Annotated in this window: 24 protein-coding genes and 4 pseudogenes; 12 read left to right on the top strand and 16 right to left on the bottom strand. The window is 68.7% G+C overall.

The window, feature by feature from the left end:
- Nucleotides 1-14: 14 nt before the first annotated feature.
- The 3 genes from IE226_RS40615 to IE226_RS40605 form a co-directional block, all read right to left on the bottom strand.
- Entirely contained in the window at nt 15-1175 is a 1161-nt protein-coding gene (locus IE226_RS40615; protein ID WP_190086547.1) for an oxygenase MpaB family protein, read from the bottom strand.
- 109 nt (nt 1176-1284) lie between these two features.
- Nucleotides 1285-2340 carry a polyprenyl synthetase family protein gene (locus tag IE226_RS40610; RefSeq protein ID WP_190086546.1) on the bottom strand — a complete coding sequence of 352 codons (1056 nt, stop codon included), beginning with the start codon at nt 2338-2340 and terminating at the stop codon, nt 1285-1287.
- Nucleotides 2330-2608, bottom strand: coding sequence for a polyprenyl synthetase (locus IE226_RS40605; protein WP_190086545.1), 279 nt, complete (start codon nt 2606-2608; stop codon nt 2330-2332). Before IE226_RS40605 ends, IE226_RS40610 begins: the two co-directional genes overlap by 11 nt.
- A gap of 406 nt (nt 2609-3014) precedes the next feature.
- On the opposite strand from IE226_RS40605, the gene IE226_RS40600 reads away from it, so the two are divergent.
- Nucleotides 3015-3686 carry a hypothetical protein gene (locus IE226_RS40600; RefSeq protein WP_190086544.1) on the top strand — a complete coding sequence of 224 codons (672 nt, stop codon included), beginning with the start codon at nt 3015-3017 and terminating at the stop codon, nt 3684-3686.
- 416 nt (nt 3687-4102) lie between these two features.
- On the opposite strand, the gene IE226_RS40595 is transcribed toward IE226_RS40600, so the two are convergent.
- The 6 genes from IE226_RS40595 to IE226_RS40570 form a co-directional block, all read right to left on the bottom strand.
- Entirely contained in the window at nt 4103-4465 is a 363-nt protein-coding gene (locus IE226_RS40595; RefSeq protein WP_190086559.1) for a hypothetical protein, read from the bottom strand.
- A gap of 72 nt (nt 4466-4537) precedes the next feature.
- Entirely contained in the window at nt 4538-5197 is a 660-nt protein-coding gene (locus IE226_RS40590) for a response regulator (protein WP_190086543.1), read from the bottom strand.
- Nucleotides 5194-6360 carry a sensor histidine kinase gene (locus IE226_RS40585; protein WP_190086542.1) on the bottom strand — a complete coding sequence of 389 codons (1167 nt, stop codon included), beginning with the start codon at nt 6358-6360 and terminating at the stop codon, nt 5194-5196. The genes IE226_RS40590 and IE226_RS40585 overlap by 4 nt, the downstream gene beginning before the upstream one ends.
- Nucleotides 6357-7193: a CPBP family intramembrane glutamic endopeptidase gene (locus IE226_RS40580; protein ID WP_190086541.1), complete on the bottom strand. Its 837-nt coding sequence runs from the start codon at nt 7191-7193 to the stop codon at nt 6357-6359. Before IE226_RS40580 ends, IE226_RS40585 begins: the two co-directional genes overlap by 4 nt.
- 546 nt (nt 7194-7739) lie before the next feature.
- Nucleotides 7740-7994, bottom strand: a complete 255-nt coding sequence (locus IE226_RS40575) for a hypothetical protein (protein ID WP_190086540.1) — start codon at nt 7992-7994, stop codon at nt 7740-7742.
- Nucleotides 7995-8031: 37 nt separating this feature from the next.
- On the bottom strand, nt 8032-9255 hold the full coding sequence (locus tag IE226_RS40570; protein WP_229871887.1) for an MFS transporter: 1224 nt from the start codon (nt 9253-9255) through the stop codon (nt 8032-8034).
- 411 nt (nt 9256-9666) lie between these two features.
- On the opposite strand from IE226_RS40570, the gene IE226_RS44575 reads away from it, so the two are divergent.
- Nucleotides 9667-9957, top strand: coding sequence for a site-specific integrase (locus IE226_RS44575; protein ID WP_229871886.1), 291 nt, complete (start codon nt 9667-9669; stop codon nt 9955-9957).
- A 338-nt stretch (nt 9958-10295) separates the two neighbouring features.
- Here the strand turns inward: IE226_RS44575 and IE226_RS40560 are convergent.
- Nucleotides 10296-10904, bottom strand: a pseudogene (locus tag IE226_RS40560) (ATP-binding protein); the annotation flags it as partial.
- Nucleotides 10905-10987: 83 nt separating this feature from the next.
- Between IE226_RS40560 and IE226_RS40555 the strand changes: the two are divergent.
- Nucleotides 10988-11581, top strand: coding sequence for an immunity 21 family protein (locus IE226_RS40555; protein WP_190086538.1), 594 nt, complete (start codon nt 10988-10990; stop codon nt 11579-11581).
- Nucleotides 11582-12344: 763 nt separating this feature from the next.
- Here the strand turns inward: IE226_RS40555 and IE226_RS40550 are convergent.
- Both IE226_RS40550 and IE226_RS40545 read right to left on the bottom strand, forming a co-directional pair.
- The gene (locus IE226_RS40550) at nt 12345-13187 is read right to left on the bottom strand and encodes an NAD(P)H-binding protein (RefSeq protein ID WP_190086537.1); all 843 of its coding nucleotides are present in this window, start codon (nt 13185-13187) and stop codon (nt 12345-12347) included.
- Nucleotides 13187-13630 (bottom strand): nuclear transport factor 2 family protein, encoded by a 444-nt coding sequence (locus IE226_RS40545; RefSeq protein WP_190086536.1) that lies wholly within the window; start codon nt 13628-13630, stop codon nt 13187-13189. The genes IE226_RS40550 and IE226_RS40545 overlap by 1 nt, the downstream gene beginning before the upstream one ends.
- Before the next feature lie 126 nt (nt 13631-13756).
- Between IE226_RS40545 and IE226_RS40540 the strand changes: the two genes are divergently transcribed.
- From IE226_RS40540 to IE226_RS40520, 5 genes and pseudogenes are all read left to right on the top strand, one after another.
- Nucleotides 13757-14584 carry a helix-turn-helix transcriptional regulator gene (locus tag IE226_RS40540; protein WP_190086535.1) on the top strand — a complete coding sequence of 276 codons (828 nt, stop codon included), beginning with the start codon at nt 13757-13759 and terminating at the stop codon, nt 14582-14584.
- A gap of 152 nt (nt 14585-14736) precedes the next feature.
- Nucleotides 14737-15321, top strand: a pseudogene (locus IE226_RS40535) (transposase family protein); the annotation flags it as partial.
- Between the two features lie 11 nt (nt 15322-15332).
- Nucleotides 15333-15903, top strand: a pseudogene (locus tag IE226_RS40530) (transposase family protein); the annotation flags it as partial.
- A gap of 416 nt (nt 15904-16319) precedes the next feature.
- Nucleotides 16320-16754, top strand: coding sequence for a MarR family winged helix-turn-helix transcriptional regulator (locus tag IE226_RS40525; protein ID WP_190086534.1), 435 nt, complete (start codon nt 16320-16322; stop codon nt 16752-16754).
- Nucleotides 16755-16832: 78 nt separating this feature from the next.
- Nucleotides 16833-17723, top strand: coding sequence for an NmrA family NAD(P)-binding protein (locus tag IE226_RS40520; protein ID WP_190086533.1), 891 nt, complete (start codon nt 16833-16835; stop codon nt 17721-17723).
- Nucleotides 17724-18261: 538 nt separating this feature from the next.
- Here the strand turns inward: IE226_RS40520 and IE226_RS40515 are convergent.
- A complete protein-coding gene (locus tag IE226_RS40515) occupies nt 18262-19203 on the bottom strand; it encodes an AraC family transcriptional regulator (RefSeq protein WP_190086532.1) in 942 nt (313 codons plus the stop codon).
- 141 nt (nt 19204-19344) lie between these two features.
- On the opposite strand from IE226_RS40515, the gene IE226_RS40510 reads away from it, so the two are divergent.
- A complete protein-coding gene (locus IE226_RS40510; RefSeq protein WP_190086531.1) occupies nt 19345-20070 on the top strand; it encodes an SDR family NAD(P)-dependent oxidoreductase in 726 nt (241 codons plus the stop codon).
- A gap of 155 nt (nt 20071-20225) precedes the next feature.
- Here IE226_RS40510 and IE226_RS44570 read toward each other — a convergent pair whose 3' ends face one another.
- On the bottom strand, nt 20226-20378 hold the full coding sequence (locus IE226_RS44570; RefSeq protein ID WP_229871885.1) for a hypothetical protein: 153 nt from the start codon (nt 20376-20378) through the stop codon (nt 20226-20228).
- Nucleotides 20379-21043: 665 nt separating this feature from the next.
- Here IE226_RS44570 and IE226_RS40500 point away from each other — a divergent pair.
- The gene (locus IE226_RS40500; RefSeq protein ID WP_190086530.1) at nt 21044-21973 is read left to right on the top strand and encodes an alpha/beta fold hydrolase; all 930 of its coding nucleotides are present in this window, start codon (nt 21044-21046) and stop codon (nt 21971-21973) included.
- A gap of 244 nt (nt 21974-22217) precedes the next feature.
- On the opposite strand, the pseudogene IE226_RS40495 reads toward IE226_RS40500, so the two are convergent.
- Nucleotides 22218-22946, bottom strand: a pseudogene (locus IE226_RS40495) (ISL3 family transposase); the annotation flags it as partial.
- A gap of 144 nt (nt 22947-23090) precedes the next feature.
- A complete protein-coding gene (locus IE226_RS40490; RefSeq protein ID WP_190086529.1) occupies nt 23091-23963 on the bottom strand; it encodes an aldo/keto reductase family oxidoreductase in 873 nt (290 codons plus the stop codon).
- Nucleotides 23964-24094: 131 nt separating this feature from the next.
- Here IE226_RS40490 and IE226_RS40485 point away from each other — a divergent pair, with 131 nt between their 5' ends.
- Nucleotides 24095-24541: a winged helix-turn-helix transcriptional regulator gene (locus IE226_RS40485; RefSeq protein ID WP_190086528.1), complete on the top strand. Its 447-nt coding sequence runs from the start codon at nt 24095-24097 to the stop codon at nt 24539-24541.
- Nucleotides 24542-24975: 434 nt separating this feature from the next.
- Nucleotides 24976-25302, top strand: a complete 327-nt coding sequence (locus IE226_RS40480) for a hypothetical protein (RefSeq protein ID WP_190086527.1) — start codon at nt 24976-24978, stop codon at nt 25300-25302.
- Nucleotides 25303-25866 lie beyond the last annotated feature (564 nt).

The following is a 25866-nucleotide window of genomic DNA, read 5'->3' as shown; positions in this document are numbered from 1 at the left end:
TGAGAGACTGGCGGTCAGTGGACCGTGGCGGCTGGTGGGGTCCACCGGTGGGTGCGGGGGACCGCGTTGGAGACGCCGAAATCCTTTTTGAGCTGCTCGGGGATGGCGTAGTGCATGACGCGTCCGCGGGTGAGGGAGGACAGTTCGAGAACGCTGGTCAGATGGCCGAGGCGGTCCAGCGCCCAGGCGCCGAGGGGGGAGCGGTCCTCGATCGTCTCCAGTACGCCCAGGAGATGGGGCACGGTCTTGACGACGGTGTCCCACGGGGTGCGGGGAACTGCCAGCCAGTCGGCGCAGGTGTCTCCGACGAGGAAGCGGATGAGGGCGGAGACGATCGGGTCGAGCACGGTCCCGGGCACCACTTCCTCGTACAGGTCGATGAGTTGCCGGGTCAGATGCGCGCCTTCCTCTGAGGGCCCCATGTGCCGGACCATGTACAGGTCGAGGAAGCGGCGGGCGTCGTCGACGGTCGTGGGGACGGCTTCCTGGTCGACGCCGAGCATGGCGCCGACCACGCGCCAGGCGTAGTAGTACGCTTCCGCGCCTTCTGTCGACATGTGGATGCCCAGGCGGTGGAGGCTGTCCAGCACGAGCATCGAGAAGAACATCTGTCCGCCGATCATGTCCTCCTGACAGATCGGCGTCCCGAGCACGCTGGTTTCCCACCGGTTCTCGCGGGTGAGGTGGTGGCGGATGGAGGCGTGCAGCAGGCGGACCTTCTGGGCGGCTGGAATGAAGCGGCTGCCGCTTTCGAAGGCGTCGGGCTGCATGAGGTAGACGGTGAACTGCCCGGTCTCCGCCATCCGTTTGGACGGGTACTTCAGTCCATGGGTGGTCGACAGCAGCTTCGCCACGTGCGGGACGACGTAGCAGGCGGGCATGGAGGCGAAGGACAGCGCGGTGGAGATGTGCACGTTGTTGTCGATGAAGAACAGCCGGGCCTTCTCCATCTCTCCCCAGTCCACCCACGCCGGCGGGGTACGGGTCGCTTCGAGGTATTCGCGAGCGACGTCCGGAAGCCCTTCCGGCAGGGGTGAGCCGGCGGTGGAGACGTATCGCATCAGGGTGTTGAACGTGCCGACCTGGCCGCGTTCGAAGAGTTCGGCGACAGTGGCGTCGGCGAGCGCGTCCCCCGTCTGCCGCAAGGAGTCCATCGATGCCTCGGTGTAGATCATGGCGGGGTCCTCGTTTTCTGCATCTGCTGCGTCCATACATGTGTCTGCTGCGGGGCCGGCCGGCAGCGGCGGGCCAGGAAGGCAGGTTCACCCCGTCCCGGTGCGCGAGTCAGGACAGGCGGAGGGCCGCCGAACGCGCCAATACGGTCAGGGCGGTTGTGGCGTGCGTCGGCACATCCAGGGTGTGCAGGGCGTCGAGCGCTTCCTCGACCCGCGTGTTGATCATGGCTTCGATGCGGGCAGGCGCCCCAAGGCTGTCCATCACTTGGCGCACCTCTTGCAGGCCCTCCGCGCCCAGGTCGCGCTTGCCGAGAAGGGCACGCAGCCGCTCCCGTTCGTCGTCGCCGGCCAGGCGCCAAGTCTCCGCGAGCAGGGCTGTCGGCCGGTGGCCACGCACGTCGTCGGCGTTGGCCTTACCGGTCAATTCCGGGTTTCCGAAGAGGCCGAGCAGGTCGTCCCGGAGCTGGAACGCCTCGCCCAGCGGCAGCCCATACGCTGCGTAGCCCTCGCGCAGGCGGGGCCCAGCGCCGGCCAGAGTCCCGCCGATGAGCAGGGGTTGCTCGACGGTGTACTTCGCGGTCTTGTAGCGGATCACTTTCAGCGACGCCGTGATGTCCGGACCGGATCCGGTGCGCAGGATCTCCAGACACTCTCCCGCGATCAGCTCGCGGGCCATCACCGACCAGACCGGGCGGGCGCGGGCCAGGTAGGCGGCGGGCAGCCCGCTGGTGGTGAAGAGATGTCCGGCCAGCGCCATCAGCAGGTCTCCCACCAGCATCGCCAACGACCTCGCCGCGGCGTCGGCGCGCGGGCGACGGCGTACGGCGCCGCGCAGGGCGCGGTGCGCTGTGGGCCGCCCGTGCCGCAGCGGGCTGTCGTCGATGAGGTCGTCGTGCACGACGGCCGCGGCGTGCACGAGCTCCATGGAGGCCGCTGCCCGCACCAAGGCGTCGTTGTCGGGCTGCCCCACCGCGCGCCAGCCCCAGTAGCAAAAGGCCGCCCGCAGCCGTTTGCCGTCCGCGACCGCCGCCTCCAGTTGCCCGGCCACCGGGCCCAGGAGCGGATCAATGGCCACGAATTGGTCTGCCTCCTCAGCGACGAACCGGCGCAGCGTCTCGTCGACGCGGGCCTTGAACGCGTCCGGCTCCCACGCCTCAGACGTCATCGGCGGCCTGTCGAGCCAGTGCCCGCTGGGCCAGCACCTCCAGGTGCGCCGGGGGCACGGTCGCGTACCGGTCGATCACCAGGCGGCCGCGCGCCAGAAGTTCACGCTCGGCCTCCGTCGCCAACTCGGCGGCGTCGGAGCGTCGCAGCACCCCGCGAACCGTCCCCAACGCCGACCCCAGCGTGCTCACCGTCAGATCGGCCAGTCCGGCCACCAGCAGTACCGCCTGGCCGTCCAGGCTTCCGCGCCGTTCCGCTGACTGTTTCATGCCACGCCCCCGCCCCAATGGACATCCGGACGGCGCTGGTCACGCGCCGCCCTTGCGAGCATCCCGCCGTTGTCGGCCGGAGGGCGGAAGAACTCACGATCGAGTGATCACATCGCTCGACAGTACGGATCACGCGACGATACGGATGACGCTGGAGGGTCCGGTGTATTCGGCGAGGCGCACATGCCCTGCGCTGAGCCGTCGGGCATGGCCCGAATGCCGTGGGGCCCAGCACTCTTGGGGCCTGGCGTCAGCCGCGGGCACCGCGTTGCGGGTCCGTCTCGTGGGCGGCCGGGGTTTCTGAGACGGAACCCGGACGTTTTCAGGATCAGTTGAAGATCGCGGCGGTCTTAGTGTCGGTGGTGTCAGCAGGAGACACCGCTACCGACTGGTCCTGGAGTTCATCATGCGTTCGCGTCGTGCCGCCCGTTCTGCCCGTCTGGTCCTGGCCGCCGCTGCGGTGACGGTCCTGGCCGCCACCGTCACCGCGTGCGGTCCCGAGGACACTACGGGGGCCGGTACGTCCGAGGCCTCCTCCTCCAAGAGCGGCGGGAGCGAGAGCTCGGCGAAGGACAGCTCGTCCGGCGGTTCCGGTTCCGGCTCCGGTGACACCAGCGGCAAAGCCGACTCCGGCTCGGACGCGAACGGGAGTGACGGGAAGAGCGGTTACGGGCAGTCCTGCGGCACCAACGATGTGAGCTTCACGCTCTCGTCCAAGTCCCAGGCCGGCGGCTACTACCTGGTCACCGCCAAGGCCAAGTCCGGCATAACCTGCTACCTGGACGTCAATACCCCCAGTGTGTCCTTCGGTTCCGGTACGGAAGGCGTGGCGTCCCCCGTCGGGCAGGGCGGCGAAGACCCCATCAAGCTCACCGGCTCCTCGGTCGCCTATAGCGGCATCAGCCCCAAGACCACCGACACCGACGGCGGCATCGAGTTCGAAAGCGTCATCGTCGCGCTGACCGAGGACGACTCCAACCCCGCCGAGCTGAAGCTGCCCGAGCCCGCCACCGTCGACAAGCCCATCGTCACCAACTGGTCGGCCAACAGCGCCGAGACCGTGCCGGTCATCCCCTGACCGGCAGCGCGCGGCCGGGCCGACGGCGAGTTGGATCTGCCCGGGTGCTGCGCGCGAGTCCTCGCGGGCAGGGTGCGTTGAGACGCGGGCCGCCGTGTCGCCGGCTGGTTGCGGCAGTGGCAGGCGGCCGCCTGCGTATGGACGTGCCCGGTGCTGGCTGGGCGGGCGGTGGATACGCCGGGCAGGGCGGTTGGCGGGCATGTCCCCGCGTCGTTGCCGTCGCCCGGTCCCAATCGGTACGACGTCGCCGGCTCGACCCCGTAGACCGCCTGCTGCGCGCCTGCCGGGCGGGGCCCTGCGCAGCGGGAGCGCAGACATTGACTGCCGGGGCGGCGGCGGGCGTAGCCTCCGTCGTTTCCTCGACGGCTTCGCCGACCGGAGGCCGCCCCGGGTGCCGGGGCGCCGCGACAAGAGTCTTACCGCAGGCCGGACAGCGGCAGGACGCGTTCGGCGAGCCGTCCGCGCAGTTGTCCCTGGTTGCTGTCGGCTTCGGTGAGCCAGTCGGCGGCGGATGAGCAGGTCGGCGTGCTCGGCGACTGATCGGGCCTGACTGCGGTGAAGGCGGCGGCCTGGTCCGGGGGCAGCCCAATACCTTCCGAGTAGAGCCCGAACTGGGTTCGTGGCCTTCGGGGCCGGTATGACTCGTTGCCCCTGTCCTTGATGATCCGGGGGCTGCTGTCGCCGGACCTGGCGGCACCGGATGGTCGCTGATAGAAGCATGTCCGCCTGTCGGCAGGGCTGCCGACGGCCACAGCGTCAATGACGAGATCGGTGCGCATGTGATCCGCGATCGCCCGGTGCGTGTGGCATGGAGAGGTCGACGGGTCCGACGCCGATACCCGAGCGGCGCGTCAGGTCACCAGGCCGTGGCGGTAGGCGTAGACGACCGCCTGCACGCGGTCGCGCAGACCGAGTTTGGTGAGGATGCGGGACACGAAGGTCTTGACGGTCTCGGGGCTGATCACGAGGGCCGCGGCGATCTCGCTGTTGGACAGGCCGTCCGCGATGAGGCGCAGGACCTCCGTCTCCCGGGGGGTCAGCGGGATGTCCTGCGGTGTGCCGCGCGGGGGCCGGATTCGGGCGGCGTAGCGGCCCACGAGCCGGCGCGTCACGTCGGGGTCCAGCAGTGCCGCGCCCATCGCCACCGTCCGGATGCCGTGCAGCAGCCGGTCCGGCGGCGCGTCCTTGAGCAGGAACCCGCTGGCTCCGGCGCGCAGCGCCTCGTAGACGTACTCGTCCAGGTTGAACGTCGTCACCACGAGCACCTTGACGGGGTGCGCCACTGGCGCGCCGGCCAGCAGGCGGGTGGCCTCGATGCCGTCGAGCACCGGCATGCGTACGTCCATCACCACGACGTCCGGGCGCAGTTTGCGGGCCAGGTCGACCGCGGTCTGTCCGTCCCCGCACTCGCCTGCCACCTCCAGGTCGGGCTGGGCGTCGATGATTGTCGCCAGCCCGGTGCGGATCAGTACCTGGTCGTCGCAGACCAGGACCCGGACCGGCGTGCTCATGACGGGCTCCCCACGGGTATGCGGGCCCGGACGATGAAGCCGCCGCTTGCCCGGCACTCCGCGCTGAAGTCGCCGCCCAGGACGTCGACCCGTTCGCGCAGGCCGGTCAGGCCCCGGCCGCTTCCGCCGGGCGACGCGGCCCGCGAACCGGACCCGTCCGTGCCGACATCGACGGTGATTTCTCTTTCTCCATGGTGGACCATGACCGAGGTGCGGCTGCCGTGGTCGTACTTGAGGGCATTGGTCAGAGCCTCCTGCACGACCCGGTAGGCCACGAGCTCGGCGCTGCCGGTCGACGTGGGCGGTGTGCCCTCCTCGGTGAATTCCACCGGCTGCCCGGCCCGCCGCGTCTGCTCGACGAGGGTGAGCAGCCTGCCGACGGGCGGCGTCCTGGGCTCGGTGCCGTGGCCGGTTGCGTGGTCCGGGTTGAGCAGGTCGAGCAGGTGCCGCAGGTCGGTGATGGCCCGCCGGCCGGTGTCGCTGACGGCGGACAGTGTCTGGTCGAGGCGTTCCGGCGCGGCGGTCAGATACCGTGCCGCCTCCGCCTGGACGACCATCGCCGTCACGTGGTGGGTCACGACGTCGTGCAACTCGCGGGCGATGCGGGTGCGTTCGGCGGCGCGGGCGTCGGCGGCGACACGGTCACGGTGTTCGGCCTCCGCGGCCCGCGCGGAGCGCATCCAGACACCGATACCCCACGTGAGCGCGAGCGCCAGGTAGAACGACACGAACTCGCTCGGCGGTTCGCCCGGACCGCGCCGGTGGAGCCCGACCGCCAGCGGCACGTACGCGGCGGTCAGGACGAGCAGGGTCACGCGCCGGTACCGCTCCAGGTAGGACCCCGCGCTCAGCAGCGCGATGGGCAGCGCGATACCCGCGATCAGGTGGTAGCCGCCCAGCTGGTCGACAGCGAAGCCCGCTGCGACCAGGGCGAGGCAGAGCGCCGGCCACCGTCGGCGAAGGGCGAGCGGTAGGCACTGGAGTGCGAGCGCCACGCCGCCCAGCGCGTCGAGGGGCTGGGTCGCCAGTCCGCCGACCTCCGTGCCGTTCCCGCGGAATCCGGGAACGAGCGACAGGGCGATGAGCACTACCCCCAGCGGAAGGTCGCGGACCGTGACATCGAGCCGGTGCCACAGCTCCGCAACCCGCCGACGATCGATCACCGGGAAAGTGTAGCGGGGGAGTCGACACGCACGGCGCGCCGCGTGCGGGCCTTGATGTTGCCGCGCCGGTGGGCCAGCCACAGGAACACGATCGTCAGCATCGCCCCGAAACTGACGGCGTACACGCTGCCCTCCGGTCCGAACTCGCCGCCGGTGAGCAGCGTCGGGCCCGATGTCGCGGTGTCGAGCAGCCCCTGGTTGGCTCCGTTGCCGGACACCTCGGTGCTGAAGATGCCGGCCGCGGCGAAGTTCCAGCCGAAGTGCACGCCGATGGGGACCCACAGGTTGCGGGTGGCGGCGTACGCGGCGGCGAGCATGAAGCCGGCCTCGACGGCGATGGCGATCGCGCCCCAGAGGGTGGCGTTCTCGTTGAGCAGGTGCGAGAGGCCGAACACGACGCCGGTAAGCACGAGCGCGATGTACGTGCCGGTGCGCTCCTCGATGAGACGGAACAGGACGCCGCGGTAGACCACTTCCTCCGCCACGGCCGCCCCCGCCATGAAGCCGACCAGCCCCAGGGCTCCTACCGGCGAGGCCAGGCCGTCGATCTCGTAGTGACCGGCGGTGTAGAGGTTCGCGATGACGGCCCCGAACATCCCGACACCGATCAGCATCCCCCAGCCGGTCTTGGCGACGGCGCCTTCCCGGGCCACGTCCGGGGCCGCCCGGTGCTCGGTGCGCCGCACCACCCACGCGTACACGAGGATCGCGAGCGCGGCCGACGCGAGACCGACGACGAGTGACAGCCAGTCGTTGTCCTTCACCGCGCTGATGGCACTGCCGGTAATGGCGTACATCACCATGACGGCGAGGAACTGCCAGACAAATCTCACGGGTTGACTCCCTGATCGATGCCGTGGCCGGAGCGCCGCGGACCACACCGGACGCTACGGATCCGGCGGCCGAAGATCGTCACCTCACGGTGGACACCCCGCCGTAGCTCGCACGGGGGACAAGACCTCCGGCCCCCGGCCGGACTGGCTACCTTCCTGCCACGATCAGCGATTCCGCCTACGCCGCCACACGGTCGTCTTCTGCGAGACGGTCACGGAAGTCAGCCAGCACACTGTGACGAAAGCCGGGATCGTCCAGCTCCATGGCCCTGGCGTAGCGAAGTCGATGCGACAGCGGACTGACTCGGCGGATTGCCGGTCCGACAGGCCGAGCACGAACTGCGGCACACCGACGGTGGCCAGTTGAGCGGGCGAGAGGCGGGCGAAGTCCTCGTCGCACCACAGTCCATCAAGGCGGTCACGTACCCATATCGCCGTCGCGCCGGCCGGGTTGCTCGCCCGCGCGACCCTGCGCAGTCCAAGCCGGGACCTGCTTCGCCGGCCTGGCCGCAGTCCTCGTCCGTGACCGCCGGTAGGCCGCCCTGTTCAGGGCCTGAGCCGGTTCTCCTGTACGTCGAAACAGATCAGTCCCATCGAGTCGGCCACGTCGGCCGCGTATGTCAAGGCTTCCTCGGCCCTGCTCCAGGCCATCCCGAAGTACATGAGCGGGCCGCTGGCACTCTCGATCAACGGCCCGGCCGACCAGGGCGAGGGCTCTTCCTCGTCCTCGGTGATGTCACACCACTGCTTCGGAAGCGCGGCCACGTAAGCCGTGAGGCGTTCGGACGGAGGCTCCGCCACCCCACCGTCGAGATAGCGGTCGTACAGGGAGGCCCTCTCACGCGTCCTGGACTGCCGGGCGCTCCGGATGGCTCTGCCCGATGCCCGTCAGCATTGCGGCTAGGGCGATGCCCACCACGCTGACGCCGATGCCCAGGCAGGTGGCGGTGACACCGAATCCGGCGGCCGACGCCGTGACGGCGGCCGCGCCCAGCGGGCCCAGCGCGGAGTGGGTCGTCCAGAACGCGGCGGTGACTCTGCCCAGCAGGTGGCTGGGGGTCACTTCCTGACGCAGCGACATGGAGCAGGTGCCCGCGATGCTGGTGCAGAACAGCATCACGGCAGCCAACAAGCCGATCACCAGAACGCTGCCCGTCAGCCCTACGCACACAATGGCGCTGCCGCACAGGGTGAAGGCGCCGATCCAGCTGGCGCCGAACCCGAGGCGTTGGCGTACGCGTGCGACGGCGAATGAGGCCAGGCAGGTTCCCAGGGTGCCGGCGCTCAGGACGAAGCCGACCGTGCTGTCCGGATGTCCCAGATCCTCCCTGACGAGGAAGATGATGAGGTCGGTGAGCCCGTAGGTGAGAAAGGTCAGCAGGGAGAGCAGCACCGTCAGCGGGCGTAGCACCGGGTGGGCCCACAAGAACCGCACACCGGCCAGGAACTCGGCTCGTACACCAGCTCGTTCAACCCCGCTGCGAGCACAATCCTGCCGCGCAGGGCGGAGCTTCACGAACAGAATACCGAGGGCGGAGAAGGCAAAGGTGGCAGAGTCGATCCCGATTGCCGCGGCCGGGCCGAAGGCAGAAGCGACGAAGCCCGCCAACGCCGGACCCGCGGCGCTGGCGGCCGCATACGTACCGAACAGATGACCGTTGGCCCTGGTGATCTGATCGGGCCCGACGATGGCCGGCACGACCGTCACGTACGCCACCCGGAACAACATCATAAAGACGCCCGCGACCGGGACCACCGCGTAGATCAGCCACATCGGCTGGGCGAAGAGCCAGACCAGCGGGATCAGAGCGAACAGCAGACACCGCGCCCAGTCGGCCAGCATCAGGAGCCGACGCCGGTTCGCACGGTCCACGATCACACCGGCGAACAGCCCGGTGAGGATCGAGGCGGCCCCGGTCAGAGCGGTTACGAGGCCCATCTGCACGACCGAACCCGTGCTGTGCAGGACCAGGAGCGGGATGGCCACGTAGGAGAAAGAGTCACCAAGTGCCGAAAGGGTCTGAATGCCCAGGAAGATCCGGTAGTTGGGGTTGCCCCACAAGCCGGGAGGTTTTTGCTTGCTGCAGCCCGTCGACGTCGCGCTCTCGCGCGCACCACGTGTAGACACGGACCGCCCTTCTCCCGATGACCGCAGCGATTAGATCACGGGTGGCTCCAACCGGTGCCCCGGATATCCTCCCCACCCTCGATGCCTGACCGGAGTGCCACGGGCTGCGCTGGGTGAGCCTGCCCTTCGGGCGTGGAGCTGCGGAGAGGTGGAACCGGACCGCGCGGAGCGGCCGCCAGCCAGCGACCGTCACCGACGATCAGGTCAGTGACACAACCGATCTCTTGCTGCCCGACTGCGTCCAGCGAGACCCGCTCTGAACTGTTGCTCTCTCCCTTCTGGCGCTCCGCAAGCAACAGATCAGACAGGAGAAAGAACCGCTGCCATCTGAGTGCCGCGCCACGAGTGCAACACCACCTGTGCGTCAAGCTCTTCCGCCGCTGGACCACCGCTGCCGACGCGCACCCCCACGAAGCCCTGCTCGGCATCCTGGCCCTTCTGCACGCGGCCTCCAGCCGCGAGGTCCGGCTCCTGCGCGTGGACAACATCGATCCGACCGACCGCACCGTCCGCCTGGGCAAGCGCCCGCATCCGGTGCCGTTGGACCCGGCCAGCTGGTCTGTCCTGCAACGATGCCTGGCCCACCGCGAGAACCAGCACACTGACACCCCCCCCACGTCGTGGTCACGCGGATAACCAAGACCGGGCGGGCTCCGGCATCGACTGCCTATGTCAGCCACGTCCTGGACCCCTGTGGCATCCCACCCAGGCCCCTGCGATGCACCCGTCTCGCCGACCTGGTGAACATCCTCGCCCCCAAACTCGTTGCCGCAGCCCTCGGTATGGAACCCGAAGGCGTCATGATCTATCTCGCTGACCGCGTCGACCGGACACGGCTCCCCGACGTCACAACTGCCTGACGCAGAACGGCCCTTGAGCACCCCGCCATCCGATGACGAGCTCCGGCAGGCGTTCGTCGAGGCCAAGCGGGAAATGCACCGCCGCCAAGCCGACTTCTACCAAGAGGCCCACGTCTCCTCGCGTTCCGTCAGGACCTGGAAGAGGAGTTCGGCCCCGCGGCGGTCGAGTTCCATGTAGCCGAGCTCGTCGATGCACAAAAGATCAATGCGCGCCCGTAGCGGGCGATCGTCTTGGTCAGCTGCTTCTCGTCGGCGGCCTCGACGAGCTCGTTCACCAGCTTCGTCGCCAGCACGTACTTGACCCGGTAGCCGGCCATCGCCGCCTCGGTTCCCGGCGCGATCAGCATGTGCGACCTGCCCGTCCCTGAGTCGCCGATCAGGCAGAGCGGCTGACTCTTCTTGATTCACTCGCAGCTGGCCAGCGTGTGGATGGTGGCTGCGTCGATGTTCGGGTTCGCCTCGAAGCCGAAGTTCCGCAACGACTTGTCCCGGGGGAAGCCAGCCGCCTTGATCCGCCGCTCCGACCGGCGCCGGGACCGGTCGTCGCACTCGGCCATCAGCAGCTCCGCGAGGAAGCCGCGGTAGGTCATCTGGTCCTTCGTCGCCCGGTCGGCGATGTCGGAGAACTCGTTCCTGATCGATGGAAGCCACCAGGCGGCAGGCAGTGTCGATGGCCGTATTCGTGGCCTGCTCGGTCAATCCTCGCTGCCGGGGCAGGGGCACGGTGCTTCTCCCTCGCGATGGTCAGTGAAGCTGCTTGGCAGACTGGGGAAAGCATTGTCAGTGGCCGAGGTGATACTGGCGCGATGAAGACGTCCTCCTCCACCGCAGCCAGTTCAGCCGGTCCTCCCCTTACCTGGGTCGAGTCGCTGGGCGGACCCCTGATCGCCGTACCAGTCTCCGTATTGGACGGATGGCGTGGCTGCATGGAGTCGGGGATGGTCATCGGCGAGGGGGACGTGACGGACGACTACGACCGCGCCTGCGAGGTGGACGATCTGGCCGGCGTGATTGCTGTCGGCGAGGAAGGCGCGCAAGGACTTGTCTTGGCGGACGAACCCGCCACCACCTGCTATCTGCCGGAACACCAAGCCTTCGTCCGCTGGCTCGGAGCCGACTCCGAGGCCGATCTGATCGCCGCAGCCAAGATGGTACTGACCGACCCCACCACGCAGTGGGAGGAATGCGCTGACTGGGAGACGGACGGTCCGGCGGTGCTCATGGACTCTGTCACCGCCGGTGCTGAGCTGAACGTGGAGTACCCCAACGGCGGGGGACTGCCGGAGCAGGCCCCCGTCCCGATCCCAACCGGCCGCTGGAGAGTCCGCGCTGTCCACACACGGGCAGACGAGGAGACCTCCGTGGGCCTAGTCCAACTTCTGCCCTGGTCACAGAGCTAGCGGAGAGTCACCCTCACGGGAGCAGGACATCAGGAAGCTTCGCCGTCGAGCCAGCGGATGAGCCCGTCGAGATCAGCTCCCGTGTGACCTGTTCCGTGGCCGCCGCGTCGTCTCGTTGGCGTTCGAGGGTGGTGTCAACGGTCTTGTGGAACTGGGTCTCGCAAGATTTTCGTGACGAGGTGGCAGCCCCTCACGGTGGTGCCATCGTCCGTACTGTGTGCAGACGTGCTCGGGATGGTGTTCCCGCACCTGAGAAGGTGCTGGTGGAACAAGTGGTGGTGGCGGGCGGGGTGTTGCGCATCACGGCGTGTACCCGCGATGAGGTCGTACTGCCGTGTCCGGACTGCGGGACGGTTGGAACGGGGCATGGGCCTGACCGGGGTCATGCGAGAGCTGCGACTGGACCCCAAGACCGTCCGCAGGTTCATGCGCGCGGCCACCCGCCGAGGAGATCCTTCCCCACGGACGGTCGGGCCGCACCGGGGATGCGCCCCCACTCCCGATGTCGGTCACTGGTTCGATCCCCATGCTCGCCCTGCCCTCCGGCCCTGCCGCAGTAAATGCGTACACCTCGCCCCGACTGCCGGACTGGCCCGCCGCAAGCCGTGATGATCACGGTAGGGGATCTGTCGTGGTAAGTCCGGCATCTACTGCGGCAGGCGCAGGCGGGCCGCCTCCAATCCGATGGAGCGTCAAATCATGTGAGGTCAAACTGCACTCTCTGCGTGGCCCTATTCGACCGCGCATCGCTACTGTTCCGGCACTACTGTGTCCACTCGTACGCGTGATCAGAGACGAATTCGGCAAAGGCGCGCGGCGGACGGCCGGTCAGTTCGAGCACCGCAGTGCTGACCCGGTCTTCGCGTCCCTCCTTGATTCCGCGCTCGACGGCGGCAAGGGCGTCAGCGAACTCCGTCGGCATTCCGGAGGCACGGTAGGCGGAAGCCTGTTCCTCCTCCGTAATACGCTCCACCCGAACTTGTCTGCCGGTCCGCGCGGTGATGATCTGCGCGGCCTGTGGATAGCTCATCCCGTGCGGCCCGGTGATCAGGTAGTCGCTTCGAGCGTCCACCTCCAGGTCAGCCAACAGCGCGGCAGCACTGGCCGCGATGTCCCGCGCATCGACCCACCCCAGCTCGCCGTCACCGGCTGCGGTGCGGATCTCACCGAGTCGATGGATGTGCTCGGCCAGTGGGTGCGGGCGCAGGAAGTTCTGCATGAAGCCAGACGCGCGGAGTACGACACCTCCGGGCTGAGCCTGAACCTGAGCGGCCATCTCCACAGCGCTGGACGCGTTCGGCAGCACAATGGCGGAGCCGAGCATCACGAGGCGCCGGATACCGGCCCGCTGCGCCTGGCGCAGGAAGGGCTCGACCAGCGGCAGCGGGTCCACACTCTCCACCGGCGGAAGCAGGAAGACCCGGTCCATTCCGTCGAGCGCAGGTCCATATGTGGCCGGGTCGTTCCAGTCGAAGCGGATCGCCTCAGGACCGGCTGCGGCCGGGTTCCGGCTGGCGACCCGAGCCTGCACATCAGCGTTGCGGAGCACTTGCACCAGCGTCCTGCCGGTCTTGCCGGTCCCTCCGGTCACGAGCACTCCGGACATCAGGCGCCCTTCCTTTCAAGCGAGTCGACCAGCCCGGCGAGACCTCCGGCAGCGGCGGCGGCCGACAGCGGGCTCCAGTAATCCCGAAACAGAGCGATCAGCCCCTCGCGGACCGTGAGAACCACGATGTAGTCCAGTCGGTAGGGCTGGGAAGTGGCCACGGTGCGGCCGGTGGCCGTCCACTCCACCACGACGGTGTCCGTTTGATCCGTGGGCCGCACGGTAAGCGTGGCCACCTCTTTCATATCCATCAGCTCCGGATAGTGAGCGAGGTAGGCGCGGACCTCCTCACGTCCGTGGAGAACGCGGGGGGAGCTCCCGGCTGCGAAAGGGAATTCCGCAATTCCGTCAGGCGCCCACAGATCTGCCACGGCATTCATGTCTTTGGCCAGCATCAGGTCGATCATGCGGCGAAAAGTTTCCTCAGGCGTGCTGGACACCATTGCTCCTCGTAGTCAACAAACTGACCAGACCACCATGCACAGCAGATTTGTGGGCGCGGAACGGACAGCTAAGCCCCGGACCAACAGTGCGAGGCTTAGCTGTTGCTCCTGTGACAGGATGGAGGAGTGAGCAGCCAGGAACTCGCAGACTTTCTCCGCCGTCGGCGCGAGGACCTGCGACCAGAAGATGTGCCGGCCGAAGCGACGCTTCCACCAAGCCAACGCGCTCGTCGCACACCCGGACTGCGCCGCGAAGAGGTAGCCGCCCTGGCGCAGGTGTCGGTGAGCTACTACGAACGACTGGAACAGGCACGGGCACCCAGGCCCTCACCGCAGGTGCTGTCTGCACTGGCGACGGCTCTTCGGCTCACTGCAGCAGAGCGTGACCACCTGGCCCGCCTGGCCGGACAAGTGCTGCCCGCAGAGAACGACGGCACGCCAGAGCACGTACCCGAGGATGCCCAACAGCTGCTCGGCAGACTTGACGGCATCCCTGCCTACATCGTCAACCACCGGCAAGACATCGTCGCCTGGAACGCAGCAGCCGCAGTTCTGATTACAGACTTCTCTCGTCTCACACCTGGCGAGCGCAACCTCACGCGCATCTCGACGAGATTCCGTGACACCCTCTGCACCGGCGCGCCCGGTTCGGAGTCCGATTTCTCTCAGCAGGCAGCCGCTGAACTGCGCGCAGCCAGCGTTCGGTATCCCGCAGATAACGTGCTCGCAGAGCTGATCAACGAGTTCGCAACCCGCGATCCAGATTTTGCGAGCAGCTGGTGTAACCACGCTGTGCGCCCCATGCCCAGCATGCGGAAAAACCTGCATCACCCCACACTAGGCGAGCTGGAAATCGACCGGCATATCCTCAGCCTGCCCGGCTCAGGTTTCTCCTTGGTTATCTACACGGCAGAAGCCGGCAGCTCCAGCGCCGCTGCCCTGAAGAGCCTTTGACCGCCGTCGCTACGGGAGCCACCGCGTCCGCCGACGTTGGGGGGACTGTGAAACTAACGGCCCTGTCTCGCTTTCGGTGGTGACGGAGAGTCGTGAGGGCTCGTTAGTCTTCTCGTGGAGTCAACGACCTTGTCCAGACGGTCTTTTCGGGACTGTCCCCGCTGGTCATCGAGGATGTGGTCGACGAAGGGGAGCGCATCCTGGTGTGGGCACGGACTCCGCAGGACACTGCGGCCTGCCCGATGTGCGGGGCCTCGTCGGAACGCGTACACGGCTATCCCTGGCGGACGGTGGCCGACGTGCCGGTCGACGAACGGCGGGTGTTGGTTCGTGTGCGGGTGCGGCGCATGGTGTGTCCTACGCGCGGCTGCCGCCACACCTTTCACGAGCAGGTGCCCGGCGTCCTGAACCGATACCAGCGCCGTACCGTTCGTCTGACCAGGCAAGTCAAGGCCGTGGTCAAGGAGTTAGCGGGCCGGGCCGGGGCACGTTTGCCGGCGGTACTCGCGGTGAGTCTGTCGCGTCACACGGCTCTGCGCACGCTGCTGCGGATCCCGCTGCCCGCCGGGCGGGTGCCTCGCGTGATCGGCGTCGACGACTTCGCTCTGCGCCGACGCCGCCGCTATGCGACCGTGATCATCGACGCCGGGACTCATGAGCGGATCGACGTGCTGCCCGACCGCACCGCCGACACCCTGGAGGCGTGGCTGCGCGAACATCCGGGCGTCGAGGTGGTGTGACCCTCGAATACGACCGCACGAGCCGATCCCGGACCACCCCACACCGCACCTCCACCGATGCCGAAGCACGGCTCTGTGTGCTGCGGCGCGAGCGGAAGCCCGGCCCCGCACGCTCGCTCCGGTCTTGGGCATCCCCGTCTCCACAGTGCACCGCGTCCTGACCCGTCACGGCCTGAACCGGCTGCGCTGGATGGACCGGCCCACCGGACGGGTCATCTGCCCTTGTGAACGCTTCCGCCCTGGTGAACTCGTCCACGTCGACATCACGAAGCTCGGCAACATCCCCGACGGCGGCGGCCACCGCGCCGTGCCCCGACAACAGGTCATGGCCAACCGGCTGCTACGAGCGACGCGCGTAAAGGCGGAAGCCCGGTGATCGGTTACAGCTTCGTCCACACCGTCGCCGATGACCACTCCCGGCTCGCCTGCGCGAGGTCCTGACCGGACAAGGGTGAGGAGACCGCCGCCGCCTTCTGGCAGCACGCGAACACCTTCTTCACCGAGCACGGCATCACCGTCGAACGCATCCTGACCGACAACGGCTCTTGCTGCAGATCCACACTGTTCGGACAGACCCTGAGGCGTCACCGGCAGGCGGAGGCCTCGTTGTCCCGTACGGCGCCGCCCTCCGAAGGTGCCCGGCTGCGGGGTCGCGCCGTCGTCCATGCACCGGGTGCTTCGGCGCTGCCACATCAGCCCTCTGAGCTACCCCATCGACGTCAAGAAGCTCGGCGACATTCCTGAGGGAGGGCGACCACACCGGATACACCGCCTCCCACCCTTGACGCGGCACAGAAGTGACATGGCACCGGCGCGCGACCCGTCGCGCGCCGTAGAGGCGCCACCTGGGAGGAAGGGACAACGTAAGTCGATCAAAGTGGGTGGGTCAGGAGTGCCGGGCCGGTCTCGCAGAGGTGCATCTCCTGGTGAGTGGCGCGGTCTGCCGGCCCGCGGCGAGTAGGCTGATCGTTCGTCATCGGGCGGAGGAGGCCGGCGTGGACTATGGCGACAAGCTCTTCTGGCTCTCGGTTGTGATCCAACGCAAGTACGCGCAGATCTCCGCCGAGTTCGACCTGACCCCCTCGCAGGCCACGCTGCTCTGCGCAGTCAGGAACGAGCCGCGGCAGATGGCTGACCTTGCCGCGTCGTTGGGTATGACCAAGAACGCACTGAGCCAGCTGGTCGATCGCACCGCGCGGCGCGAGTTGGTCGGCCGGGCAAGTTCGGCGCAGGACCGACGGGTCGTCATGCTCAGCGCGACGCCCACGGGGAAGGCGCTCGCCGAGGCCATTTACGCCGAGGTCGCCAAGCGCCTGCCCGAGATCGCGAGGAACCTCGACGCCGAAGACCAGCGCGACTTCGAGCGCGTGGCCACCGCCATCGTGGATACCTCGGACCTCTCTTCGCCCACCTCGAACCAACCCCCGTAAGGTCCCGCTACATCCTTGACGTAGTTCATGCCGTGAACTAATTTCGTTCACGGCATGAACTAATGAGGGGCGGCAGCGATGAGCACACAGACGACCGGCACGATCGCAGTCTTCGGCGCGACGGGGCAACAGGGCGGGGCGGTGGTCGACGCACTGCTGGACCACAAGGCGCGGGTGCGGGCTTTGGTCCGTAACCCGCAGTCCGACCGGGCTCAGGCGCTGGCCGCCCGCGGCGTCGAGCTGGCGGCCATCCGGGCCGACGACCCGGCGTCGCTGGCCGCCGCGCTGGCGACGGTGGAGGGGTTCTACTTCATGACCCCGGAGGCGAACAGCCTCGAAGAGGTCGAGGCGGAGATCCGCATCGGTACCGCGCTCGTCGACGCGGCGGTCGAGGCGGGCGTCCCGCACGTCGTGTTCAACTCGGTCTTCGGAGCGGACCGGGAGTCGGGTGTGCCGCACCATGACTCGAAGCACTGGATCGAGGAGCACCTGAGGAAGTCCGGCCTGAGGGCCACGATGGTTCGCGCGACCGCCTTCATGGAGAACTTCGCGAGCGTGATGGCACCGAGCCTGGAGCATGGGGAGATCGTGCTGAGGCTGCCGCTTCCGGAGGACGTCGCCCTGAAGATGATCTCGGTCAGGGACATCGGCCGGGTCACCGCCGCGCTCCTGCTCGACACCGCGGAGGCGCCCGGCGGAGCCGTCGAGCTCGTCGGCGACGAGCTGACGGGCCCCCAGATCGCCGCGGCGTTCGGCGCGCGCGCCGGGCTCCCGGCACGGTACGAGGCTCTCCCGTTGAGCGTGCTTCCCAACGACCTCGACAAGGCGATGTTCCGCGAGTTCGCGACGGCGGGGGAATGCCCTTCGGACCTCGCGGTGGTGCGCTCGATCGAGCCGGCCACCCTGGACCTGGTCGAGTGGATTCGAGCTACCGGCTGGACCGCGCCCACAACTGTGGCTGGTTCCTGAGCCTCCGGCCGCGATGAACGCCCCGCGATCGTGCCCACGGTCCCGGCGCTCTGGGCACGGCAACGCATCCGCCAACGGTTGAAGCAGGCCCTGAGCGGGGCTGGATGCGGACGGTCTTGCGCCGCCAGATCACGCCCTGGTCGCCGTTTTTTCCTCAGGCTTTCCATCGGCTCGGTCGGCGACGCCTGCGATAGCGCCCCCATGGAGTCGACGATCGGCCTGTGACAAGACGGAACTGATCAAGCCACGGTCGGTCTGGAAGGCGCTTTCTGAAGTTGAGATGGCTACCGCCGAGTGGGGCGACTGGTACAACCACCAGGGGTTCCACGGCGAGATGGTCCACATCCCGCCCAGCACGGACCCCACGACGCGGCAGCCGCCGGCCACCTTGGCGCCCGGCGACGGCAGCGACGGGGACGCGCCCAGGGGCACCACCCGCGGGGGGAACCGTCGTCGCCGCAACTCCGTCTGCTGGTGGTGTGCCTCGGCTGACCCGGGCGTCCATACCGTGGGCGGGTGGCGGCGCCGGCCCGCACAGCTATGTGGCATCCGTTTCACGGGCAGCGGCCGCGGCGTAGTCGGTCGGGGTCCGGCCGTAGTACTTGCGGAATTCGCGGGCGAAGTGCCCGCTGTCGGCGAACTGCCAGCGGGCGGCTATCTCCGTGACGGTCATCCGCCGGTGCGATGCGACGAGCGCGCGGCGGGCCTCCTCGAGGCGGCGGTTCCGGATGTAGGCGCTCAGCGGTCGGCCTTCCCTGGCGAAGGCCCGTTGGAGGGTACGCGGGGAGACGTTCAGCTCCCGGGCGAGAGCCGAGGGGGACAGAACGGGGTCGGTCAGCCGGCGGTCGGCCAGGTCCCGCGCGGCTTGGGCCAGGGCCGGCGACAACAGGGGCTCCACGTCGTCCAGGCCGCCCCCGGCGGCAGCCCGGGCCAACTCGGCCAGGGTGCCGCGGGCGGCGTCGACCCCGGCCGGCCCGAGACGGTCCAGCATCCGGCCCACCATGGCGGCGTGCGCCGTCAGCAGCCGCACCTCTGCGGTGTCGGCCGGACCGGAGGCCGGCCTGCCCCGTCCGGGCCGAACCTCTGCGGCGGGCAGGACGAGTACCTGCACGACGGTGTGTGGCGCCGCGGAGAACTGGGCCAGCCTTCCCGTCTGTACCAGCAGGCGACCGGCCGGTGCCGTGTGCTCGGCTCCTCCCGGTTCCTCGAACCGCCAGGCCCCCCGGTGGACGATCCACAGGCGTACGTGATCGTCGGCCCCGACCCGTCGGCCCGCCGTCCGCAGGGCGGCCGCGGTCTCGAAGCGGTTGAACATCATGTCCCGCACCCGAAACCCGCGGGACCGCGCCGAGAAGCCGGACACGGTCGACCGGCGGAAGGGCGCCAGCGCGAAGGTCCCGCCCATCCGGCTCCGCCACTCGTGTGCGAAATCGCTGAAGGCGTCCGCGCCGCTCACGTCTGCCGAGAAAGTGCCGCTCATCGTTGTCGCGAATCTCCCGTTCGAGCTGACGCGCCCGTCCGAGGCGACGGGACCACACGCTTCCTACCGTTGTTCCGGCATGCATCGAAAATCCGACATCCGCAGTCCGCAATGTCGATACAAGAATAACGAGGTGGCGAATTGAGCACGCTCGCGATCGTGGGCGCAGGCCCGCAACTGGGGCGCGAGATCGGCCGGCGGTTCGCCGCCGAGGGGATCGACGTGGCGCTGATCGCCCGCAGCCGTACGACGCTGCAGGCGGTGGCCGACGACCTGTCCGACACGGGCGTGCGGGCCGAGGCGTTCCCCGCCGACGTGACCGACCGTCCCGCACTGCACGCGGCGCTCACCGCCGTCGAGGAGCGGCTGGGACCGATCGACATACTTGAGTACTCGCCCGCGCCGTCCCTGGCCGACCTGCGCCGGGCGCCGCTGGTCGAGGCCACGAAGGTCACCGTCGACTCGGTTCTGGCCCAGTTGGACCTCTATCTGCTCGGGGGCGTGGCGGCGGTGCAGCACGTCCTGCCCGGCATGCTGGAACGCGGCACGGGAACGATCCTGGTCAGCAGCGGGGCGGGGTCGGGGCCGGTGATCGCCCCGCACGTGGCGAACGTCCAGATCGCCACCGGCGGGATGCGCAACTGGATCCTCAACCTGCACGCGGCGCTCTCCGGCACCGGCGTCTACGCCGCGCACGTGGCGATCGCCGCGTTCATCGGCCAAGGGGGCCACGACTCCCAGCCGCATGCGATCGCCGACGCCTACTGGCGGCTGCACACCGAACGCACCGAAGCCGAGCTCGTCATCCAGGATCTGCCGGACGACTACCTGGAACGGGGTTTGGCGGACAAGTTCGTCGAGCCCTGAGCCGCCGGCGGCTGCACGGCCGGGCCAGGCGGAGGGCGGTGTGTCGTCCCGGCCGTCCACGGCGGCAGTACCGTGGACGGCCTGTCTGGTGAGGGGCACCGGACCGGGGAGTTCCTGCCGGCGGGTGCCGACCTGCTGCCCGGCGAAGGCGTGGTTCACGGGCCCGCGGCCCGGTAGATCGCCGGACTCGCCCTGTGCAGCGCCGTCACAGCCGCGGCACGGGGTCCGCCCTCGTCGAGTGCGACCAGCGACAACGCGCCCCGTGCGTCGCCGCGACGGTCCAGGATCGGGGCGGCGACGGTCGGCATGGGCGGTGGGCCCGGAGCGTAGTGGGTCGGGCATCCTCACGGCGCAGATGCCGTCGCTGCGGACGGTGGCCAGGAGTCGGCGGGCGCAGGCCGCGTCGTTCGCGCCGGCCGGCGCTTCCTTTCGTATCCGCTCGGGAGCGTGCGCCAGCAGAGCGATGCCGGTGTCGGTCCCGGTGAGGGGGAGGGGTCCGCCGCCCCGGTGCAGCTCCTGCATGAACGGCAGCGCGGCGGCGCACAGTCCGTGACCGCTGGGTGCCAGCGAGGCGATCTCGAGCAGTTGCCGGCCGACGACGAAGTCGCCGTTCTCGAGCCGTTCGAGGGCTCCCACGTCCGTCAGCCGGACCGCGGCCCGGGACGGGGTGCTCTCCTGCCTGGGCCGCACTTGTGTGAAGTGCCAGGCTCACGTTGGCCTCGGTGAAGGCACCCAGGACTCGGAAGGCCCGTTCCAGGATCGGTCCGCCGTGCAACGGGCTGCCCGAGCGCGGGACTTGTACCGGTGTTCCACTCATAGGAATCGTCGGTGCGCGTCGTCTTCCACCGTTCGAAAAATAACTTGTGACGTGCCCACCCAGTGAGGGCGGGCGCCCGGCTCTGAGCACCGGCGCCGGGCCGTCGGAAGCGCCATCCGCCCGTAACGACGGGCAGAACAGACCGAGGAGACCACAATGGTGACCAACCCCGCGCTGCGCGACGCCCACGTCCCGCACCTCTATCCCGAGCAGCAGATCGATCTCGGCGAGATCACCATGAACTATGCCGAGGCCGGTGACCCGGATCGCCCCGCCGTGCTGCTGATCCCCGAGCAGACGGGCTCCTGGTGGTCGTACGAGGAGACGATGGGCCTGCTCGCGGAGCACTATCACGTCTATGCCGTCGATTTGCGGGGCCAGGGGCGCAGCAGTTGGACACCGAAGCGCTACAGCCTCGACAACTTCGGCAACGACCTGGTCCGGTTCATCGCTCTGGTGGTGAAACGGCCCGTCGTCGTCGCGGGCAATTCCTCCGGCGGCGTCCTCGCGGCGTGGCTGTCGGCGTACTCCATGCCTGGTCAGCTCCGGGGCGTCCTGTGCGAGGACCCGCCGCTCTTCGCGTCCGAACTCGTCCCGGCGCACGGTCACTCGGTCCGGCAGGCGGTGGGGCCGGTGTTCGAGCTCTTCCGCACGTATCTCGGCGACCAGTGGAGCGTGGGTGACTGGGAGGGGTTCTGCCGCGCGGCCGGCGTGTCGTCGTCGCCGATGGCGCGGTCCTTCGTGGCGGACGTGATCCCCCAGCACCTCAAGGAGTACGACCCGGAATGGGCCCGGGCCTTCTACGAGGGGACCGTCGGGCTGAACTGCCCGCACGAGCGCATGCTGGGCCAGGTCAAAACGCCGGTGCTCCTCACGCACCACGTGCACGGCACCGACCCGGAGACCGGGAACCTGCTCGGGGCGCTCTCCGACGAGCAGGCCGCGCAGGCCAGGCGTTTGATGGAGTCGGCGGGGGTGAAGGTCGACTACGAGTCGGTGCCGGACGCATCGCACATGATGCATCAGTCCGACCCGGCGCGGTACGCCGAGATCTTCACGCGGTGGGCGGCCACGCTGGCCCGGTGACCGGGTGTCGCGCGGCCAGGCGCAGTCGGGCCCCAGGCCCGCAGCCAGGAGGGGGCGGGTTTCGTCATCAGCCTGCAGGTGAACTCCGCCGCTTCCAGGAGCCGGCGTGCCAGCCGGACTACGGTGACGTGGTGCACCAGGGCGACCTCGGCCGGGGCGAGGCTTCGCACGTCGTCCTCGTCCGGGGGTCGTCCCACTGACGCCGAGCGGTCGTCCCCTTACCGGGCGGCGGGTGCGCCGCGTACCGCGCCCGGTAGTGGGTGGGCGGCACTCCCATAGCGCTGCGAAAAGCGCGGGTGAAGTCGGCGGGCTGCGGGAATCCCTCGGTCGGTCCGTCGGACGTGCCCGGGCGTTCGAAGTAGGCCAGCACGTCGGTGGCTCGCTTCTTCAGTGTCCGGCCGAGCGTGATGATCTCGCTCGACGAGCTCGTGACGCCCTGGCTGACCGACTCGATCAACTTCACCATCAGCTCTCGGCCCTTACTCCGATCGGGTTCGCGGTAGGCGGCGATCATCCGCTGGTAGACCCCCCACGTGGCTTCGACCTCAACGTGAGCATCACTCGCAAACAGCGCGGCCAGTCGGTCCTTCTGCCTGTCGTTGAGCAGGCCAGCGCCGGTGTGGAGGGTTCGCCGTGCGGCATAGAGGGGGTCGCACCTGCGTCCAAGGTGCCCGTGGATGGCCAGTTGGACACGTCGGCGGCATCGATCGAGTGCGTCGCCGGCCAGACGCACGACGTGGAATGGGTCCATGAGCGCGACCGCGTCGGGTAGTTCCTCGCCGGCGGCGGTCTTGAACCCCGTGAAACCGTCCATCGCGACGACCTCGACGCGGTTGCGCCAGGACTCTTCGCGTTCGTCGTGCAACGTCGAGGTCTTCCGGATGGGCTTGGTGTAGGAACCCCCGGTCCTCGGGAGACCTCGACGCTTACCCGGCCACTGACGCGGGGTGAGCTGCCACCGCTGGTGTGACACAAGTTCCTGACGGTTGATGATCTGCTGTCATCCAGGTGAGGGCGAATCGTCCTGCTTCGGCCCCGGCCGCGCGAAGGTGACCGAGGCCGGAACTTGCACGGTGGCTTTTGGTCGTGGCTTGTGAGGCGGTCAGCTCTGGGGCATTCAGCGGCTGATGTCGTCCAGCTCGGTCAAGTCCTCATGAGAGAGGGAGAGTCCCGCGCCGGCGATGTTCTGGCGCAGGTGTGCCGTCGATGACGTGCCGGGGATGAGCAGGATGTTCGGTGATCGCTGCAACAGCCAGGCCAGCGCGACGGACATCTGTGTCGCCTCCAGTCGAGCGGCGACCGCCGAGAGCGCCGAGGACTGAAGCGGGGTGAAGCCCCCGAGGGGGAAGAAGGGCACGTACGCGACGCCGTCGGTGGCGAGCCGGTCAATGAGCTTGTCGTCGTGGCGGTGGGCGAGGTTGTACATGTTCTGCACGCACACGATCGGCGCGATGCCCTGTGCCTCGGTGACCTGCTCCTCGGTGGCGTTGCTGATCCCGAGGTGGCGGATCAGGCCCTGCTGCTGGAGTTCGACGAGCGTCTCGAACGCCTCGGCGAGCGAGCCGGGCTGGGGACCTTCGGCGTTGCCGAGTCGGAGGTTGACCAGGTCGAGTACGTCGAGGCGGAGGGACTTGAGGTTGTCGTGGACCTGGCGGCGCAGCTCTTCGGGTCGGCGGGCTGTAGGCCAGCCGCCCTGTTCGTCGCGGTTCGCGCCCACCTTGGTCACGATGTGCAGCGACTCGGGATAGGGGTGCAGTGCCTCGCGGATCAACTCGTTGGTGACGCGCGGCCCGTAGGCGTCGCTGGTGTCGATGTGTGTGATACCGAGAGCGACCGCTTCACGCAGCACGGCCAGGGCACCCTCGCGATCGGCGGGCGGCCCCATGACCCACGGGCCGGCCAGTTGCATGGCGCCGTAGCCGAACCGGGTGGCGGTCAGGTCACCCAGCGTCCAAGTGCCGCCGGGAAGAGAGAGGAAGGGTGTGCCCATTTTGTTGCCTTTCGTCGTTTACTTGGGGGTGGCGCCTGCTGCCTCCCTGCATCAGCATTGGAGAGAAACTTCCTGTGGGGAAGTAGGCACTTGGAAGTGCGTAACCCACCCATTGGTGAGAGGTGCGATCAGTGACGACAATCAAGGCGGCCCAGAAGAGGGCTCAGGCCAAGGTGGAGTACAACGCGTTCCTGGCAGGGTGCCCCAGCCGGCAACTGCTCGACCGAATCTCGGACAAGTGGGTCGTCCTGATCCTGTGTGCGCTGGGCGGCGACAACAGCCCTGGCCAGCCCGGTGCAGCACACGCAGACGCTCCGAAGGCGATGCGTTACTCCGAGATCTCTCGTCTTCTGGCCGGGGTCAGCCAGAAGATGCTGACCCAGACGCTACGGTCGCTGGAGCACGATGGTCTGCTCACCCGTACCGTGACGCCAACCGTCCCTGTCACCGTCTCCTACGAGCTGACCGACCTCGGCCTCTCGCTCCACCACATGACCCGCGGGCTCAGATACTGGGCGCAGACACACATGGCCGAGGTCCTCGCAAACCGCGAGAACTACGACACTCGCACCCCCTGACGACGCACATCCCAGCGTCGCCCCGGGCTCTCGCCGCCCGGCCACGCACCGAACCACGCCCCATCGTCTTATGGCCGCCGGCCCGAAAGCGCCGGCGGCCCGCTTCGACGTGCCCGCCCTGCCCTGACGCCCACAACCGCCCCCGGTCCCGGGTCGGCCCGACCGCGTTGCACGCGCTCGGCGCCGGGCAGCGGGTTTGAGCACGTCCGGGCACCGGGCCCCATCTCCTCGCCGATACCCGGACCCGGACCCGGCCCCTGCCGCTCCGCAGCCTGGCTCCCGCCCGGGGCAGGGACGTCGCCGACGACTTCGGCCTGCCGCGGCGCCTTGGTGCTACCGCGGCGTCACCTGGACGTGGAGTCGGTGGAGGGCGGTCTTGGGGTCGCTCCCGCCGTACCCGACCCCGTCACCGCGCATCTTGGAGGATGGCAGCCATGAACAGCGCCAGTGATGACGAGCAAGCCGTGTCCAGGTTGTGGAAGGAACACCTCCAAGCTGATTTTCCCGCCGGACTGCGGGGCGTGGAACTGGCGGGCAGCGACGTGGTGATGCTCGATGCGGACATCGCCGGGTGCGTGAGTACCTGGCACAGCAGCAACGGCTCCCTGGATGCGCGGCGGCACAAGATCCTGTGTCAGTGCATCACCGCACTGGACAACGTCCTGCCCCTCCTTGCCGATCCGGACGAGCTTCGCTACTGCCGCCGCCTGCACCAACTGGCCCTTCTCACCGCGCGGTTCGGTCAAGGAGCCACCGAATAGCACGGGTTCTGCAGCACCTGCCCCGGGCCCGAGAGCCCCCCTTTATGCCGCTGTCAGCGCTGCCAGGGCACGGTCCATCGCATCGTTGAATTCTTCCCGGGGCAGCGGCAGCCGGGAGTTGACGTGCCGGCTGCCGCTGGTCGGCGAGGACGGGGGCGGGGGTGTGAGTGATGCCGGCTTCTGGCTTACGCGCCCAGAGGGCCTCGGGAAGCGGATGGAACGCCCGTCTTTACCGGCGGTGGATCGCGTACAACACGATCGCGTCCCGACTCGCACAAGGCCAGGAATGCGCTCCGGGGCGTCGCCGGGCGGATCACCGTCCCGTTGAGGACCCTGCGGTCATCCGACCGCTTGCGCCCGCGCAACGAGGCGGGCAGCAGCGGCCCGGCGGACTCCCGCTCTGGATAGGGCAGTTCAGGGCGGGGTATCCCCCGGCCGCGAGCCACCACTGGAGATCACCGGTTGTCCCGGGACCCCGGGGGGCCGCCCGGGGCGTGGAGCCGTCAGAGCGGGTTGAGGCGGGCCTTGAGCAGGCAGAACTCGTTGCCTTCGGGGTCGGCGAGA

It is taken from the genome of Streptomyces longisporoflavus, from assembly GCF_014649775.1.
Lineage (GTDB): Bacteria > Actinomycetota > Actinomycetes > Streptomycetales > Streptomycetaceae > Streptomyces > Streptomyces longisporoflavus.
The sequence above is the reverse complement of the archived record's forward strand: the minus strand, read 5'-3'. Positions and strand labels throughout refer to the sequence as shown.